12 protein-coding genes are annotated in these 18,163 nt (G+C 63.3%); 6 read left to right on the top strand and 6 right to left on the bottom strand.

What is annotated here, in order from left to right; genetic code table 11:
- The first annotated feature begins 213 nt into the window (after positions 1–213).
- The 5 genes from RAS12_RS19320 (at position 214) to RAS12_RS19300 (ending at position 10,389) form a co-directional block, all read left to right on the top strand.
- A complete protein-coding gene (locus RAS12_RS19320; RefSeq protein WP_306938153.1) occupies positions 214–1,491 on the top strand; it encodes an MdtA/MuxA family multidrug efflux RND transporter periplasmic adaptor subunit in 1,278 nt (425 codons plus the stop codon).
- A gap of 12 nt (positions 1,492–1,503) precedes the next feature.
- Complete coding sequence (locus tag RAS12_RS19315) at positions 1,504–4,602, top strand: MdtB/MuxB family multidrug efflux RND transporter permease subunit (protein ID WP_306938151.1); 3,099 nt, start codon at positions 1,504–1,506, stop codon at positions 4,600–4,602.
- Positions 4,599–7,712 carry a multidrug efflux RND transporter permease subunit gene (locus RAS12_RS19310; RefSeq protein ID WP_306938149.1) on the top strand — a complete coding sequence of 1,038 codons (3,114 nt, stop codon included), beginning with the start codon at positions 4,599–4,601 and terminating at the stop codon, positions 7,710–7,712. The genes RAS12_RS19315 and RAS12_RS19310 overlap by 4 nt, the downstream gene beginning before the upstream one ends.
- A complete protein-coding gene (locus RAS12_RS19305; RefSeq protein ID WP_306938147.1) occupies positions 7,709–9,223 on the top strand; it encodes an efflux transporter outer membrane subunit in 1,515 nt (504 codons plus the stop codon). The genes RAS12_RS19310 and RAS12_RS19305 overlap by 4 nt, the downstream gene beginning before the upstream one ends.
- A gap of 221 nt (positions 9,224–9,444) precedes the next feature.
- Positions 9,445–10,389: a Bug family tripartite tricarboxylate transporter substrate binding protein gene (locus tag RAS12_RS19300; RefSeq protein ID WP_371321308.1), complete on the top strand. Its 945-nt coding sequence runs from the start codon at positions 9,445–9,447 to the stop codon at positions 10,387–10,389.
- Between the two features lie 41 nt (positions 10,390–10,430).
- Here RAS12_RS19300 and RAS12_RS19295 read toward each other — a convergent pair whose 3' ends face one another.
- From RAS12_RS19295 to RAS12_RS19270, 6 genes are all read right to left on the bottom strand, one after another.
- Positions 10,431–11,681 carry a D-amino acid dehydrogenase gene (locus RAS12_RS19295; RefSeq protein WP_306938145.1) on the bottom strand — a complete coding sequence of 417 codons (1,251 nt, stop codon included), beginning with the start codon at positions 11,679–11,681 and terminating at the stop codon, positions 10,431–10,433.
- A gap of 85 nt (positions 11,682–11,766) precedes the next feature.
- Positions 11,767–13,266: an N-acyl-D-amino-acid deacylase family protein gene (locus RAS12_RS19290; RefSeq protein ID WP_306938142.1), complete on the bottom strand. Its 1,500-nt coding sequence runs from the start codon at positions 13,264–13,266 to the stop codon at positions 11,767–11,769.
- A gap of 13 nt (positions 13,267–13,279) precedes the next feature.
- Positions 13,280–13,945, bottom strand: coding sequence for a TetR/AcrR family transcriptional regulator (locus RAS12_RS19285; RefSeq protein WP_306938140.1), 666 nt, complete (start codon positions 13,943–13,945; stop codon positions 13,280–13,282).
- A 4-nt stretch (positions 13,946–13,949) separates the two neighbouring features.
- Entirely contained in the window at positions 13,950–14,204 is a 255-nt protein-coding gene (locus RAS12_RS19280; RefSeq protein WP_306938138.1) for a DUF7259 domain-containing protein, read from the bottom strand.
- A gap of 126 nt (positions 14,205–14,330) precedes the next feature.
- Positions 14,331–15,749, bottom strand: coding sequence for an amidase (locus tag RAS12_RS19275; protein WP_306938137.1), 1,419 nt, complete (start codon positions 15,747–15,749; stop codon positions 14,331–14,333).
- Positions 15,750–15,810: 61 nt separating this feature from the next.
- On the bottom strand, positions 15,811–17,043 hold the full coding sequence (locus RAS12_RS19270) for an amino acid ABC transporter substrate-binding protein (RefSeq protein ID WP_306938136.1): 1,233 nt from the start codon (positions 17,041–17,043) through the stop codon (positions 15,811–15,813).
- Between the two features lie 161 nt (positions 17,044–17,204).
- Between RAS12_RS19270 and RAS12_RS19265 the strand changes: the two genes are divergently transcribed.
- A complete protein-coding gene (locus RAS12_RS19265) occupies positions 17,205–18,083 on the top strand; it encodes a LysR family transcriptional regulator (protein WP_306951522.1) in 879 nt (292 codons plus the stop codon).
- Positions 18,084–18,163: the final 80 nt, after the last annotated feature.

The raw sequence follows: 18,163 nt of genomic DNA, 5'->3' as shown, positions 1-18,163 counted from the left end.
ACGGGCGCTGAATCTTTGCATTTTTGTTTCGATTTTTTTGCGCTAGGCTGACCCTACGGGTCCCGAGGGTATTTTTCTGGGCGCTTGCTGGCTGAAATGTCCCGCGAGCCCGATTCTTGTTGCTGGCAGTTTCAACTTTTGGTCATCAAGCCCGAAACGGGGACCGTCTAGTAGACAATACCGCTTTCCTCCGTCTGTGCCGGAACCGTTTCCATGCCCGATAGCCGTCCTGTTTCCCCGCCCTCCCGTTGGACCCGCCGCCGCGTTGCCGGTCTGGCGGTGCTGTTGATTATTGTGGCGGGCGCTGCCTGGCTGGTGTTGCGGCCCTCTGCCAAGCAAGGCGGCGCGGGTGCCCCTGGCGGACGGCCGGGGGGCGGGCGGCCGCCTATGGCTGCGATGGCCAATCTGGCTGTGCCGGTGCGAGTGGCTACGGCCGTTCAGCAAGACATCGACATCTATCTGAAGTCGCTGGGCACGGTCACCGCCTACAACACGGTTACGGTCCGCAGCCGGGTCAGCGGCGAATTGGTGGAGGTGGCTTTTCAGGAAGGCCAGCAAGTCAAGGCTGGCGATTTGTTGGCGCAAGTGGACCCGCGGGCGTTCCAGGTGGCGCTTGATCAGGCGCGCGGCACGCAGATGCAAAATCTGGCGCAACTGGAAAATGCGCGCCGCGACTTGCAGCGCTATCAGGCCTTGTTCAAGCAGGACTCCATCGCCAAGCAGCAGGTCGACACGCAGGCCGCGCTGGTGCGCCAATATGAAGGCACCGTTAAAAGCGATCAAGCCAACGTCGACAACGCCAAGCTGCAACTGGACTACGCCCGCATTACCGCGCCGATCAGCGGCCGGCTGGGCTTGCGGCAGGTTGACCGCGGCAACCTCGTGTCCAGCTCGGACACCAATGGTTTGGTGGTGATTACCCAGACGCAGCCGATTGCCGTCGTGTTCACGCTGCCCGAGACGCAGTTGCCGGAAGTGCGCGGCGAGATCGCTGCTGGCAAGACGCTGACCGTGGACGCTTATGACCGCGCCGACACGCGCCGCATTGCATCGGGCGTGCTGGAAACGCTGGACAACCAGATCGACGTCACGACGGGCACTCTGAAGTTAAAGGCCAAGTTCGACAATGCGGACGACGCGCTGTTTCCGAATCAGTTCGTCAACGTGCGTCTGCATGTGCTGACGCGCAAGGATGTCACGGCGATTCCCACCGCGGCGATTCAGCAGGGTTCGGCGGGCGCCTTTGTCTTCCTGGTGCAGGAAGACAACACGATCGCGGTGCGTCCGGTGAAGCTGGGCGCCATCAATAACGGCATGGTCGCCGTGAACGACGGGCTGAAACCCGGCGACAAGGTCGTCACGGAAGGCACCGACCGTTTGCGCGCAGGCGCCAAGGTGGAAGTGGTGGGCGGCGCGGATGTGATTCCCGCAGCCAGCGGCAAGACGCTAGGGGCGGGCGCCCCGGCCGGCACCACACCCGCATCCAAATAGACCGAGAACGCCGTGAGTCCGTCGCGTCTGTTCATCCTGCGCCCCGTCGCCACCACCTTGGCGATGGTGGCGATCCTGATTGCCGGGTTCATTGCCTATCGCCTGTTGCCTGTTTCGGCGCTGCCCGAAGTGGACTACCCGACGATCCAGGTCGTGACGCTATACCCCGGCGCCAGTCCGGATGTGATGACCTCTTTGGTCACGTCTCCGCTGGAACGGCAGTTTGGGCAGATGCCGGGCTTGAACCAGATGTCGTCCACCAGTTCGGGTGGCGCATCGGTCATCACCATGCAGTTCAACCTGACGCTGCCGCTGGATGTGGCCGAGCAGCAGGTGCAGGCGGCGATCAATGCCGCGTCGAACCTGCTGCCCAACGATCTGCCGGTGCCGCCGACCTACAACAAGGTCAACCCGGCGGATGCGGCGGTGGTGACGCTGGCCATTACGTCGCCCACCATGCCGCTGCCGCAGGTGCGAGATCTGGTCGACACGCGAATTGCGCAAAAGCTGTCGCAGATTCCCGGCGTGGGCCTGGTCAGCGTGGCGGGCGGCCAGCGGCCGGCGGTGCGGGTGCAGGTCAATCCGCAGGCGCTGGCGGCCAACGGCCTGGCCCTGTCGGATCTGCGCGCAGCGGTGGTGGGCGCCAACGTCAATCAGCCCAAGGGCAATCTGGACGGACCGCAACGGTCCACCACGATCAATGCCAATGATCAGTTGAAGACGCCTACCGACTACAACGACCTGATCATTGCGTACAAGAACAATGCGCCGCTGCGTCTGAAGGACGTGGCGCGCGCGGTGGAAGGCGCCGAGGACACGCGCCAAGCCGCCTGGGCGGGCGATAAACCGGCCATTCTGCTGAACATTCAGCGTCAGCCCGGCGCCAACGTGATCGACGTGGTGAACCGGATTCAAAAGCTGCTGCCGCAGTTACGGGCCTCTTTGCCCGCGACGCTGGATGTGACCGTGGTGTCCGACCGCACGCAGACCATCCGCGACTCGGTAGCCGATGTGCAGTTTGAAATGCTGCTGGCGGTAGCGCTGGTGGTGATGGTGACCTTTGTCTTCCTGCGCAGCCTGACGGCCACGCTGATTCCCAGCGTGGTGGTGCCGCTGTCTTTGGTTGGCACGTTCGGCATCATGTATCTGGCCGGTTTTTCGATCAACAACCTGACCTTGATGGCGCTGACCATCGCCACGGGTTTTGTGGTGGATGACGCCATCGTCATGATCGAGAACATTGCCCGCCATATCGAAGAGGGCGAATCGCCCATGCAGGCGGCGTTAAAGGGCGCATCGCAGATTGGCTTCACGCTGATCTCGCTGACCTTTTCGCTGATTGCCGTGCTGATCCCGTTGCTCTTCATGACGGAAGTCGTGGGGCGGCTGTTCCGCGAATTTGCGATCACGCTTGCCGTGTCCATCCTGATCTCGCTGGTGGTGTCGCTGACCTTGACGCCGATGATGTGCGCGCGCTTGCTGCGTGCCGAGTCCGAGCAGAAGCACGGCCGTTTCCATCAAACTACCGGCGCCTTCATTGACCGGGTCATCGCGGCTTACGACCGGATGCTGCAAGTGGTGCTGCGGCATCAGCCGCTGACGTTGATGGTGGCGCTGGGTACATTTGCGCTGACCGTCGTGCTGTACATGGTGATTCCCAAGGGCTTCTTCCCGCAGCAAGACACCGGGCTGATCCAGGCCATTACGCAAGCGCCGCAATCCATTTCCTTCCCGGCCATGGCCGAGCGCCAGCAGGCCGCGGCGCGCTTGGTGCTGGAAGACCCTGATGTGCAGTCCGTGTCATCGTTCATTGGCGTGGACGGCAGCAATGCCACGTTAAGCGCAGGGCGCATGCAGATTGCGCTGAAGCCTCAGGCCGAACGCAACGGCGATCTGCGCACGGTGATGGCGCGTCTGCAAGACACCTTGAGCAAGCAGGATGGGCTGACCGTCTACATGCAGCCTGTGCAGGACCTGACCATCGAAGACCGGGTCAGCCGCACCCAGTATCAGATGACGCTGTCCAATCCTGATCTGAAAGTACTCAGCGAATGGACGCCCAAGCTGGTGGACCGCTTGCGGCAGGTGCCGGGTCTGAAAGACGTGACCGATGATTTGCAGGACGACGGTTTGCAGACCTGGGTCGAGATTGACCGCGATGCGGCATCGCGCCTGGGCATTACCGCTGCGGTGATCGACGAAGCCTTGTACGACGCATTTGGCCAACGGCTGATTTCCACGATCTTCACGCAGTCCAACCAGTACCGTGTGGTGCTGGAGGTGCAGCCGCAGTTCCAAATGAATCCGGCGTCGCTCGGGCAGATTCATGTGCCGACGTCGGCGGGAGCTCAGGTGCCCTTGTCGTCGGTGGCGCACATTACGGAAGGCAGAACGGTGCTGGCCGTGAACCGCCTGGACCAGTTCCCCATGGTCACGGTGTCGTTCAATCTGGCGCCGGGCGCGTCATTGTCCAGTGCTGTCGAGGCGATCACGGCGGCGGAGGCCGACATCAATTTGCCTGCCAGCGTGGAAACGCGCTTCCAGGGGGCGGCGCTGGCATTCCAGAATTCGCTGACCAGCACCTTGTGGCTGATTCTGGCGGCCATTGTCACGATGTATATCGTGCTGGGCATTCTGTACGAAAGCTATATCCATCCCATCACCATTCTTTCCACGCTGCCGTCGGCGGGCGTGGGGGCCTTGCTGGCCTTGCTGATCAGCGGCACAGAGCTGGACATGATCGGCATCATCGGCATTATTTTGCTGATCGGCATCGTGAAGAAGAACGCGATCATGATGATCGACTTTGCGTTGGACGCCGAACGCAAGCGCGGCCTGAGCCCGCGCGCCGCCATCCACGAGGCCGCGTTGCTGCGCTTTCGTCCCATTCTGATGACGACGCTGGCAGCCTTGTTCGGCGCCTTGCCGCTGATGCTGTCGACCGGCACGGGCGCTGAATTGCGTCAGCCTCTGGGTCTGGTGATGGTGGGCGGTTTGCTGCTGTCGCAGGTGTTGACGCTGTTTACGACCCCCGTGATTTATTTGATGTTTGACCGCATGTCGCGCCGTTGGCGCGGCGTGCGCGAGCCGGCTGCCGGGGACGTGTCATGATTTTGTCGGCGCCCTTCATCGCCCGGCCGGTGGCGACGACGCTGCTGAGCCTGGCGGTTGTGCTGGCGGGCCTGCTGTCATTTTTCCTGTTGCCCGTGGCGCCCTTGCCGCAGGTGGATATTCCGACCATATCCGTATCTGCAAGCCTGCCGGGCGCCAGCCCCGAGACCATGGCGTCCAGCGTGGCCACGCCGCTTGAGCGGTCATTGGGCAGCATCGCAGGCGTGACGGAAATGACGTCCAGCAGCTCGCAGGGTTCTACCCGCATCACGCTGCAATTCGATCTGTCCCGCGACATCAATGGCGCGGCCCGCGATGTACAGGCCGCGATCAACGCCGCACGGTCGTTGTTGCCCACCGGCTTGCGCAGCAACCCCACGTATCACAAGTCCAATCCATCCGACGCGCCCATCATGACCTTGGCGCTGACGTCCGATACGCTCAGCCAAGGCCAGCTGTACGACATTGCCTCGACCATCGTGGCGCAAAAGCTGGCGCAGGTTGATGGCGTGGGAGAAGTCACGGTGGGCGGCAGCTCGCTGCCCGCAGTGCGCGTCACGGTGCTGCCGGGCGCGCTTGCCAACCGCGGGGTGTCGCTGGATGAACTGCGCGCAACGCTGGCCAACGCCAATGCCAACCGGCCCAAGGGCGTGCTGGAAAATGACCGCTATCACTGGCAGATCATGGTCAGCGACCAGCTCAGCCGGGCCGAACAATACCGGCCGCTGATCGTGGCCTGGCGCGATGGCGCGCCGGTTCGGGTCTCGGACGTGGCCAAGGTTGAGGACTCGGTCGAAGATCTGTATCAGACCGGCTTCTTCAACAACCGCAATGCCATTCTGATGATTGTCCGGCGTCAGGCAGACGCCAATATCATCGAAGCTGTCGATGCCGTGCGCGCGCAACTGCCCGTCTTGCAGGCATTGATGCCGGCGGATGTGAACATGACGGTCGCGCAAGACCGCACGCCCAGCATCCGGGCGTCGTTGCACGAGGCCGAACTGACGCTGATCATCGCCGTGGGTCTGGTGGTTCTGGTTGTGCTGCTGTTCTTGCGGCGCTGGCGTGCGGCCATCATTCCCAGCGTTGCCGTGCCCGTGTCCCTGATCGGCACCTTCTGCATCATGTATTTGTGCGGATTCACGCTGAACACCATTTCGCTGATGGCGCTGATCGTGGCGACGGGATTTGTGGTGGATGACGCGATTGTGGTGCTTGAGAACATCATGCGCCACGTGGAAAACGGCATGACGCCCATGCGCGCCGCGTTGCGCGGATCGCGCGAGGTGGGTTTCACGGTCTTGTCGATGAGCCTGTCGCTGGTGGCGGTCTTCATTCCCATTTTGCTGATGGGCGGTGTGGTTGGCCGCCTGTTCCGCGAGTTTGCCGTGACCTTGTCGGCGGCGATTCTGGTGTCGCTCGTCGTGTCGTTGACCTTGACGCCGATGATGTGCGCGCGCCTGCTGCGTAACGAGCCCAAGGAAACCAAGCCTCCGGGGCGTCTGGCGCGCTGGTCCGAAGGCGCGTTCGAGTGGATGCTGGATGGTTACCGCCGGTCATTACGCTGGGCGCTGCTGCATGGCCGGCTGATGATGCTGGTGCTGGCCGTTGCAGTGGGGCTGAACGTCTATCTGTATATGGTGGTGCCCAAGGGCTTTTTCCCGCAGCAGGATACGGGTCAACTGCTGGGATTCTTTCGGGTAGACCAGGGCACGTCGTTCCAGGCCACCTTGCCCAAGATCGAAGCCTTGCGCAAAGTCGTGCTGGCCGATCCGGCCGTGCAGAGCATGACGGGTTACGCCGGCGGGCGCGGCGGCAGCAACAGCAGCTTCATGCAGATCCAGCTGAAACCCCTGGAAGAGCGCAAGGTATCGGCAGACGTGGTGATCAACCGGTTGCGCGGGAAACTGCAAAACATGCCTGGCGCCCGCATGTTCCTGGTGTCGCAACAAGACATCCGCATTGGCGGACGCCAAAGCCAGGGTTCGTATGACTACACGCTGATGTCGGGCGATCTGGAATTGCTGCGGAGCTGGATGCCGAAGGTGCAGCAGGCCATGGCTAAGATTCCCGAGATCACGGACGTGGATACCGATGTGGAAGACAAGGGCCGCCAGATCAATCTGGTGATCGACCGCGAGGCCGCAACACGGCTGGGCGTCAGCATGGCCACCATTTCGACGGTGCTGAACAACTCGTTCAGCCAGCGTCAGGTGTCGGTCATGTATGGCCCGCTGAATCAGTACCACGTGGTGCTGGGCGTAGAGCCCAAGTTCGCGCAGGATATTGAATCGCTCAAGGATGTTGAGGTGATCACGTCCACAGGCGCGCGCGTGCCGCTGTTGGCGTTTGCGCGGCTGGAAAACGCCAACGCGCCCCTGAGCGTGCAGCATCAAGGGTTGTTCGTGGCGGACACGGTGTCGTTCAGTCTGGCGCCCGGCGTGTCGCTGGGGCAGGCCACTGCGGCTATCGACGCGGCCGTGGCACGCATTGGTCTGCCATCGGATCAGATCCAGGCGGGTTTCCAAGGTACGGCGGCAGCCTTGCAGCAAACCTTGGCGCAGCAGCCGTGGCTGATTCTGGCGGCGCTGGTCACCATGTATATCGTGCTGGGCATTCTGTACGAGAGTTTCGTGCATCCGCTCACGATTCTCTCCACCTTGCCGTCTGCGGGCCTGGGCGCGCTGCTGGCTTTGCTGCTGGTGCGATACGACTTCACGCTGATCGCATTGATCGGGGTGTTCCTCTTGATCGGCATCGTGAAAAAGAACGCCATCATGATGGTGGACTTTGCGCTGGAGGCCGAGCGCGTGCAGGGCATGTCGCCGCGCGACGCGATCTTCCAGGCCTGCATCACGCGCTTTCGCCCCATCATGATGACCACGATGGCCGCAATTTTTGGCGCGCTGCCGCTGGTGCTGGCTACCGGCGCGGGCGTCGAGATGCGCCAGCCCTTAGGCATTACCATCGTAGGCGGCTTGATCCTGAGCCAGATTCTGACGCTGTACACCACGCCCGTGGTCTATCTTTACCTGGACCGTTTTCGTCTGTGGGCTGCGCGCGGGCGCACCCCACGCGGCGAAACCCCTGATTCCATAGAACACACATGATCCGTAACGCCAAGCAGTTCTCGAATGCCTTTCTTCCCCGCAGCGCGGTCACGTTGGCGCTGTGCGCGCTGCTTGGCGCGTGCGCGGTCGGACCGGATTATCAACGTCCTGAACTGGATGTGGGCGCGAACTACAAGGAAAGCCTGGGGCAAGAACAGGTCGAGGGCTGGAAGCCCGCAGAGCCGCGCGACGATGCAGACCGTGGCGCCTGGTGGCGGGTCTACAACGACCCCACGCTGGATGGGTTGATCGCGCAGTTGAATACGTCGAACCAGACGATTGCGCAGGCCGAGGCCAACTACCGGCAGGCGTTGGGCCTGGTACGCGCTACGCGCGCTGGCTTCTACCCCACCGTGGGCGCGGGCGCCGGCATGACGCGCGGCGGCAGCGGCAGTGGCTCGTCGTCATCGTCGTCCAATGGCAGCAATGTGTCGAACCAGTATTCACTGACCGGCAACGTCAGCTGGGAATTGGATGTGTGGGGCCGCGTGCGCCGCAGCGCCGAATCCTCTGAAGCCAGCGCGGCAGCCAGCCTGGCGGATCTGGCGGCGACGCGCTTGAGCGCGCAAGCGGCTCTGGTGCAGACCTATTTGCAACTGCGCGTGCTGGACGAGCAGAAGCGCTTGCTGGACGCGACGGTGGCGGCCTACGAAAAGTCGTTGCAGCTGACGCAGAACCGCTACGAGGTTGGCGTGGCCGGGCAGTCTGACGTGGCCGTGGCCCGCACGCAGGTCGAAAGCACGCGTGCCAATTCGATCGATCTGGATTGGCAGCGCGGCCAGTACGAACACGCGATTGCGGTGTTGATGGGGCAGGCGCCGTCCAAGTTCAGTTTGCCGCCCGCCGTGTTTACCTTGCAGCTGCCGCAGATTCCAGTGGGCTTGCCCTCTGAGTTGCTGGAACGCCGCCCAGATATCGCTGCCGCTGAACGCCGTGCGGCGGCCGCCAACGCCCAGATTGGCGTGGCGCAAGCGGCGTGGTTCCCTTCGCTGACCTTGTCTGCCGACGGGGGTTTCCGCAACGGCCAGTTCGCTGAACTGCTTACCGCGCCTGCGCGCTTCTGGTCCCTGGGGCCAGCGCTGGCGATGACGATCTTTGATGGCGGCGCCCGTGCGGCCCAAGTGGAACAGGCGCGTGCATCCTATGACGCGCAAGCAGCGGCGTATCGTCAGGCGGCGCTGGTCGGCTTGCGCGAGGTTGAAGACTATCTGATCCAGTTGCACGTGATGGAAAACGAACAGGTGGTTCAACGCCGCGCGTTGGAGTCTGCCCGGGAATCGCTGCGCCTGATCCAGAACCAATACAAGGCTGGGTTGGTGGATTACTTGAGCGTCGCCGTGGTGGATGCCACGGCGCTCAACAGCGAACGCAATGCGCTCAGCCTGATGGGCACGCGGCTGGTTGCCAGCGTGAATCTCATCGTGGCCTTGGGCGGCGGCTGGGACGGCTTGCCGGCTACCGAAACGCCCGCCGCCAATGCGGCCGCCACGGACACGGCTACGACCCAGTAACGCCTAGGGATAACGCCTAAACCCGCCCGCTTTTATTGACAAGCATTCGGCCCAGGTTCCTAATGCGCTAAAAGTGACCATATGGTCACCTTAGCGCGCAGTACCGATGCACCGAATTCCGTTTGATCAATCGAACACACTTCATACGAAGGGGAAAGAGGATGGGCTGGTTATCTCGTGGGCGGGTATCCGCCGGGCTTGGACGCTGGGCTGGCGTCGCCATGGCGGCAACATTGGGACTGAGCGGGGCGGCGGCGGCAGCGGAGTGGCCCGCGCGGCCGATCACCCTGATCGTGCCATTCCCGCCAGGCGGCACCACCGATATCTTTGCGCGCACCATCGCTGAACACATGCGGCCCGCCTTGGGGCAAGCCATCGTGGTTGAGAACAAGCCGGGCGCGGCCGGCAATCTGGGCGTGGCAGCAGCTGCCCGCGCGCAGCCTGACGGCTACACCATCGTGCTGGGCTCCGTCGGCACGCAAACGGTCAACCAGTATCTCTATAGCAATATCGGCTTCAACCCCGCGACCGATCTGGTGCCGCTGGGCATGATCGCTTCCACGCCTAACGTCATGGCGGTGGCTGCCGGTTCGCCGTGGCGCAATCTGGAAGACGTGATGAAGGCGGTGAAGAAAGATCCGGGCAAGTATTCCTATGCCTCGCCCGGCATCGGTTCGTCGGTGCATCTGACGGGCGCCTACTTCGAATCCATGGCGGGCTTGCAGATGCTGCACGTGCCATTCAAAGGATCGTCGGCCGCCATTCCTGCCGTCATTGGCGGGCAGGTCGATATTCTGATGGATAACCTGCCCAGTTCCATGGCCTCGTTGAAAGCGGGCGATCGATTGCGCGGCATTGCCGTGACGTCGGCCGAGCGCAGTCCTGCCGCGCCTGATTTGCCCACGATGGCCGAGGCCGGTCTGCCGGGCTTCGAAGTCACCGCCTGGTCGGGACTGTATGCGCCACGCGGCACACCCGCGCCAGTGGTGGAAAAGCTGATCGCCGCCATGAAGCAGGCGTTGAAGTCGCCGGAGTTGCAGAAGTCGCTGGGTCAGGGCGGGGCTACCGCGGGGAATGTCTTCGGCGCCGATCTGGCCGCTTTTGAAGTGAAGGAACGCGACAAGTGGGGCAAGCTGATTCAGAGCCGCGGTATCAAGGCCGATTAAGCAACGGCGCCCTGTAGAGGCCAGGGCGCCGCCTGCGCCAGCTACGCCAGGGCGAAGGGCGTGGCGTCTACGGCGGGGCTGCGGCCCCGCATCAGATCCGCCAGCATCTTTGCGCTGCCAGCGGCCAACGTGAAACCCAGGCCGCCATGGCCAGTGTTTAACCACAGATTGCGATAGGGCGTGGCGCCGATCAGCGGTTTGCCATCGGGGCGCGCAGGCCGCAGACCGGCCCAGGCTTGCGGCGCCTCTGCGGGATTCAGGCGCGGAAAAAACTGCGCCACGTCACGTTCCAGGCTGCGCACACGGGCAGGATCAATGCCGTGGTTGCGCGTGCCGATATCCACCATGCCAGCTACGCGCAACCGGCTACCCAAACGCGCATAAACCACTTTGCGGCGGATATCGCTGATGCTGGCCTGCGGCGCAATGCTGTCCGGGGCCAGTGCGTAGGTCAGGCTGTAGCCCTTGAGCGGATGAATCTGCAGGTTCAGGCCGATGCCTTGCGCCAGTGATTGCGCGCCCATGCCGCTGGCCAATACAAACTGATCCGCGTCCAGCTCACCGGCTTGTGTCGTGGCAGCCACCACGCGGCCGCGTTCGGTGCGCAAGGAGCGGACCGCAGTATTGAAATGGAAGCGCGCCGGGTCGGGCGCTGCGCGCAGAATGCGTTCCAGCTCGGTACATAACCGCAGACAGTCGCCTGCGTCTTCCGTTGGGGTGTAGATCGCGCCCTTGATGCTGGGTCCGATATCGGCCAGCGCGGGCTCCAGATCCAGGCAAGCCTGACGATCCATCACGCGCTGCTCGCACCCCAGCGTGGCCTGGTAGTCGCGTTGCGAAAGCGCATGCGCGTAGGCGGCGGCGTCCTGGTAGACCAGCAACTTTCCCGATGACGAAAAATCGAAGTCCGGGTTGACCTGCCGGATCATGTCGTGAACGCATAAACGGCTATACAGGCCCAGCGCCAGCAGTTCTCGAGTGGTGGAGCGGCTTTTGGAACGGGTGCAGGCCCGCAGGAAGGCGAGGCTCCAGCGCCACTGATCAGGGTCCAGCCGGGGCCGAAAGCGCAGCGGCGTGTCCTGGCCCAGCAGCCACGAAGGCAGCTTGGGCAGCACCGCTGGATCGGCCAGCGGCGCCACAAAGCTATAGCTGAGTTGAGCGCCGTTGGCCATGCTGGTGGCCTGCCCGGGGCCGGTCCCGGCGTCCACGACCGTGACGCGATGTCCCTCGCGATGCAGGAAATAGGCGGTGGTCATACCGACCACCCCCGCGCCGATGACGACTATGTGCATGATGCTCCAGAGCGGCGCCGCACCGGAGCGCGACGAATGGGGAGGGCGCCCGCGCATGCCGGGCGGTACGCGGCGAAAGATGGCGTCAAGCCGCCCAGGCCGGAGTCTCGAAGCCGGGCGCGGCGCGGTCGTCGCCGCGCAGCAGCCGGCCCGGGCGGGCGCCGGTGGGCGCGCCGTTTTCCTCGACCAGCAGGCCGTTGACAATGACTGCCTGGATGCCCGTGGACGGCAGCGTGGGTTCGGCAAAGCTGGCCAGGTCAGTAACGGTGCGCGGGTCGAAGATCACAACGTCGGCATAACAGCCGGCGCGCAGGACGCCACGGTCTTTCAGGCCGAACTGGGCGGCCGTCAGGCTGGTCATGCGGCGTATCGCTACTTCCATGCCCAGCACGCGCATCTCGCGCACATAACGCGCCAGTACGCGTGAGAATGCGCCCCACAAGCGCGGGTGCGGCCGCTGGTCATGCGGAAGGCCATCGGAGCCGATCATGACGCTGCCGTGGCTGATGACGCGCTTGACGTCCTCTTCGTCCATCGAGAAGTAAATGGCGCCGCCCGGCGACAGCTCTTCAGCCAGAGCGGTGGGATCGCGGCCTTCGCGCGCGGCCAGTTCGCGCAGATCCACGCCCTGGATTTCCGGGCGCGTTTGCGACCACGTCACGATGATTTTTTCGCCGGCCGACACACGGCGCGGCTCCAAAATAGTGGAGGACGCCGCGTAGGGATACACGTCCATGCCCAGCGGCTGATTGGCTCGCGCGCGGTCATAGAGCGCCAGCGTTTCGGCGGTGCGCCCGTGGTTGTGTTTGCCGGTGACTTTGTGGTGCGAAAGAATGGCGGGTACATCGGCGGCGCGCCCGATCAGGAAGGCTTCTTCCATGGAATCGCAGACGTGGTCGGCCTCGTCGCGCAGATGGGTCGTGTACAGACCGCGCCATGCGGCCAGCGGCTCGGCCACGCCGATGACTTCTTCCGTGCTGGCATGCATGGCGGTGGGGTAGTACAGGCCGGTGGACAGCCCGGCTGCGCCGGCCGCCATGGCCTGGTCAAGCGCGCGGCGCATCGTGGCGACCTCGTTCTTGTCGGCTGGTCTGTCCAGGCGGTCCATGGCGGACACGCGCAGACTGGAGTGGCCCACCAGTGCCAGGCTGTTGACGGCGGCAGGCGCCGCGTCCAGCGCATCGGCATAGTCCTGCATGCGGGCGTATAGCTCACCCGTGTGTTTGGCCAGCAGGTTCAGCGGCGGCGGGACGATGTCGCCCGGCGTGCGCACCGGCGCCAGGCTGATACCGCAGTTACCGGTGACAACCGTAGTGATCCCCTGGCTGACCTTGGGCCGCATCAGGGGGGTGTTCAACAGGGCGCGGTCATCGTGGGTGTGGCAGTCGATGAAACCCGGAGACACCACCTTGTCCGTCGCATCGATACGGCGCTTTGCCCGCCATTGGGCGCCATCGCCAACAGCGGCGATGCGCTCGCCGTGAATGGCGACATCGGCTCTGCGGGCGGGGCCGCCCAGGCCGTCGGCGACGTGGCCACCGGTGATGATGAGGTCGTATTCCTGCGGATCGGTATGGGCGGTCATGAGTGGAAGAGGCTCAGGTTTCGGGATCAGGGGGCGGCCGGGGTTTGCCGCGGCGCGCCTCCAGGTTGGCTAGCGATTCGGTATTCAAGGGGGCGGGGAAACCGTGGGCCACCAGATGTTCCAGGGCGCCATTGATGCGATCCCAGCCTTCAGGCGTGCGCAGCGGCACACCCAGAAAATGGGATTCAGTCTTGGCGCGCAACATCAGGTACAGGACCCCCGCCAGCATTACGCTGACCATGGCGGGCATGTCTGCGTCGGGAGTCAGGCCGTCAACGCGGTCGATGAAACCGCGCGCGGCGCGTTCACGGCGTTCGGCCAAGGGCGCGGACACTTCATTGCGTTCGATCAATTCCCAGCGGCGCACTTCACGCAGTGTTTCGTTGCCGGCAAGCGCGTCGATCTGCGCGCGCAGCATTGCCAGCACCAGTTCGCCTGGTGTGCGCTGGCTGGATTCGTCCGCGGCCAGCAGGTCTGGGTTGCGGGTCCAGAAATCTTGCTCTTGCATCCAGGCCAGCATCAGGCCGGGCATGCCGTCAAAGTAGCGGTAGATGAGTTCCTTGCTGACACCGGCTCGCTTGGCGATGGCATTGATGCCTACGCCGCCCATGCCTGTTTCCAGGATCTGGGCTTGCAGCGCCTGCAGTATCTGCCGCTCGGTGTTTTCGCGTCGGGACATAGGCCTATTCCTTCATGAAGATGAGGGAGCGGGCGGGGTCCGGCATGCCGAACGCCCGGCCGTCGGCCGTGTCGGCGTTGGGTTCGCAGACGGAATGGCCGATATGCCTTCCATCTTGCCAGACTTCGCTACCCAGGATCGGCCCACGCTCATCGGCATGATGGTGCGCGAAGGCGTTGAGGGCGATAGGCCGCAAAGCAGGGGCGCGATAGGGCGAGGCTGCACCGGTCAAAGAAGACGATTGAAACGTTGTGACCATATGGTCACATCAGGCGTTCAAGATATGGCTTCAGGGGGATGGGCAGCAAGGGGGGAGTTTCCCTAAGCGGGATTCAACATCACGATTGCGCCGGCGACACTACGCGCCGGCGCATCGACATGCGTTTTACAGACCCAGGGAAGACAGATCGGGCTGGCGGCGGTGCCAGTCGGTCACGGTCTGGAATGCCATGCCGATCTTGCCCAACGCGCCTTCAGCATTGGGTTTGCCTAGCAGTTGCACGCCCAGCGGCAGGCCGCCAGCCGTAAAGCCCGCCGGCAGGGCAAGGCCGGAGGCATTGACGTAGTTGCCTGCGCGGGTAAAGGCGGCCAGGGGCGTGGCGGCTTCGTCCACTTCATCCAGGCGGCGGGCGCCAAAGGGCGCGCAAGGTGTCAGCACCGCGTCGATATCGCGCATCCACTCAAGCCATGCTTGCCGTGCCTGCGCGTGCGCTTGCAGAGCCGCGATGTAGTCCGCGGCGGACAGGCCCTTGCCCGACAGCACGCGGCCGCGCACGTATTGGCCGAAGGGCAGGGCGGCGTCCTCGATATAGTCCCGGTGCATCGCATAGGCTTCGGCGGCAATGATCTGCCCATTGCGCAGCATCATGTCGCGGAAGTCGAAGGGGAAGGGCGTCTCGGCCACCTCCGCACCCAAATCGGCGAGCGCACGGCGGGCATCGTCCAAGGCATTGAGCGCGTCGGCATCGACACCGATGGGATACTGGGACGCGGGCATCATCGCGATGCGCATGCCACGCAGCGGCTGCGCGCCTGCTTCGGGTTCGCGAAATTGAAAGGCGGGTATGCCCTGCGTGATTGGATCTTGCGCGTCCGGGCCTGCCATCAGCGCGGTCAGCAGCATGGCGTCGCGGGTGTCACGCGTGAGCGGGCCGATGGAATCCAGCGTTGTCGACAGGGCCACGGCGCCATACAGGCTGATCAAACCGCGCGTGGTCTTCAACCCCGTGACGCCATTCAGCGCAGCGGGAATCCGCACCGAACCGCCGGTATCCGAACCCAGGGCGGCGGGCGCCAGGCCTGCGGCAACGGCCACGCCGGAACCGCTGGATGAGCCGCCGGGAATGCGCGCGTGTTGAAGATCCCAGGGATTGTGCGGCGTGCCCATGACCGGGTTCGTACCCCAACCCCCGAACGCGAACTCAACCATGTGTGTCTTGCCCAGCAGCACCATGCCCGCATCCAAAAGGCGGGTGACCGCCGTGGAGGTGACGGTGCTGCGGCGGTCGCGCCACGCTTGCGAACCAGCGGTGGTGATCTGGCCTTGGATGTCGCACAAATCCTTGACGGCTACCGGCACGCCGTCCAGCCGGCTAAGCAACCCGTAGCCCGCACGGCGGCGGGCGTCGGAGGCTTCGGCCAGGCGCAGGGCCGCTTCATTGTCCACGCTGACGTATGCGCCCAGCTTTGGATTGGCCTGGGTGATGCGGTCCAGGAAGTGCTGCGTCAATTCCACCGAGCTGTAGCGGCCTTCGGCCAGGCCGCTCGCCAATTCGTCCAGCGTGGCAAATGCGATTTCAGACATGTTTTCCTCAGGTTGAAGTACCGGCCGCGCCTGCGGGCGACGGCCGGTTGCTCATGCGCGTTTAGCGCTTGGTCCAGTCAGGGGTGGGATAAACGGGTTTCTGCACGGCAACATCTGCCGGCCACACGGGCACCATGCCCTTGCCCGGCAGCAGTTGCACGATCGGGAACGGCATCAGCAATTGCTTGCCGGTGTCATCGATGGCGTAGGGGCCAGCCATCACCGTCAGCTTGCCCGACAGATCCAGGGACGCCTGCTTGAGCGCCGCGGCGTCAGCGGTGCCTGCCTTCTTCACGATTTCTTCGGTTACCGCGCCCGCGCCATAAGCCAGCGCCGTCTGAAAATCGGGCGGGAACTCGGCCTTGGGGAACTGGCGGTCATAGGCCGCGGCAAACTGCTCCCGCGTCAGGCCGGCGTTGACCTTCCAATTGATCGCGGGGTGGTAGTTGGTGTGGCTGTAGATGTAGTTGGCGTCAGCGCCGATGGCCTGGAATTGCGGCGTCGATGCATACACCATGAAGACATACGGGAAGTTGATGTCCAGCTGCTTCATCTGCCGCGTCATGCTGATCAGATCGCCCTCGTACGAGGTCGGCACCAGCGCTTCCGCTCCGGCGGCGCGTGCTTTCTGCAAGATGGTGCTGAAGTCCTTCTGGCCCTTGGGATACTTTTCGAACAGCACGACTTGCATGCCATTCTTGGTGGCCTGTTCTCGACCGCCTTCCGCCAGGCCCGCAGGAAATGGTTCGTCCGAATACAGCAGCGCCACTTTCTTCACGCCCTGGTTCGCGGCCAATTCCATATTGGCGCGCAGCATGGCGGATACGGGCATTTGCGTGCCCGACACCATGTTCTTGAACCCTTGCTTGTACAGATCGTCGCTGGCGGCCGACCAGACCATCATGTATTTGCCCAGCCGTTCCGTGACGGTGGCGGCGGCAGCCGTCAGCGTTGAGCCGAAAGGCGCAAACACCAGATCTACTTTTTCATCGACAATCAGGCGTTCGTAAACACGAGTCACCATTTGCTTGTCGCTGCGGTCGTCCAGTTTGACCAGCTCGACGGGATATTTCTTGCCCTTGATTTCAATGCCGCCCCGGCGGTTGACGTCGTCCACCCACAGTTCTACACCGCGGACTCCTGATTGAGAAGCCAGGGCGAAGCTGCCAGTAGACGACACTGTCATCCCGACCCGGAACTTGTCCGAAGTCTGGGCGGCGACGATGGCGGGGGTGACTGCGGCCATGGCGAGAGCCAGGGCGGGTAAGCGGAACAACCAAGATTTTGCGAACATGGAATGTCTCCTATCGTTATAGATTTTGGGGGCCTCGCCTTGCCGTGTAGCCGGTGGCTAAACCCCGGTATTGGGCAATAATTACCCAATACGCGAGAAAGCGTATAACAAATAGGCATGGAGCGCACGCCTTGAATAAATTGAATTACCGGCAGACCGAAATGCTCTGGGCCATCGTCATGGCCGGGTCCATCAGTGGCGCGGCCCGCTTACTGAATATTTCCCAGCCAGCAGTCAGCCGGATGTTGGCTCAGACCGAGAAAGGCATGGGGGTGACCTTGTTCGAGCGGGTGCGGGGGCGGCTTCGTCCCACGCCGCAAGTGCATAGCCTGTTTGAGGAAATTGAAAAAACCCAGCGCATGATGCAGCGTGTCAACGATTTGGCGGATGCCTTGTCGGAGCACGGCACGGGCGTGCTGCGTCTGGCGTCCATCCCCAGCCTGGCGCAGTTCCTGGTGCCCCGGGCGGTGGCGCGCTTTCAGCAGAGGCATCCCGAGGTGTTGCTGAGGATGAATACCTCGGTTCTGCCCAGCCTCATTACCGACGTTTTGCAGGGTGAGGCAGAGCTGGGTCTGGTGGTGATGCAGGCCGAGCACCCCTTTTTGACGTCGCAGTCCTTGCATGTGGGGCGCATGGTGGCGGCCATACCCAAGGCTCACCCCTTGGCGTCGCGCGACCTGGTCAGTCTGGCTGATTTGTCTCCGCATCCCCATATCGTGGTGGGGACGCGCATGCCCTTCGGCATGCTCGTGCTGGGGGCTTTCGAGCAGGCCGGCTTGCCTTGCCGCATGTGCGCGGACGTGCCCTGGAGCCAGTTGGCCTGCGCGCTGGTCAATGCGGGTGTGGGAATTGCCATCGTGGATGAATTTACGGTCATGCAGAACACCATGCCGGATGTGGTGATCGTGCCGCTGGCGGAGTGCATTCCCTTGAATATTTCGGCGGTATACGCCAGTGCGCGCGAGCCTTCGCAGATTGCGTTGCAGTTCATCAAGGAGCTGCGCGTGGTGTTGGACGAGGCGTTTCCAAGGTTAAATTAGGGTTAGTCCTTAACTTGCAGTTATGGTTTGAACTGTTCATAATCGCCTCCACTAATGAGCGGCCGTCCATACCGAGACGG

This window comes from Achromobacter seleniivolatilans (genome assembly GCF_030864005.1).
Taxonomy (GTDB): domain Bacteria; phylum Pseudomonadota; class Gammaproteobacteria; order Burkholderiales; family Burkholderiaceae_B; genus Achromobacter; species Achromobacter seleniivolatilans.
Note: the sequence above shows the minus strand (reverse complement) of the source record. Positions and strands in the feature narration are given on the sequence as shown.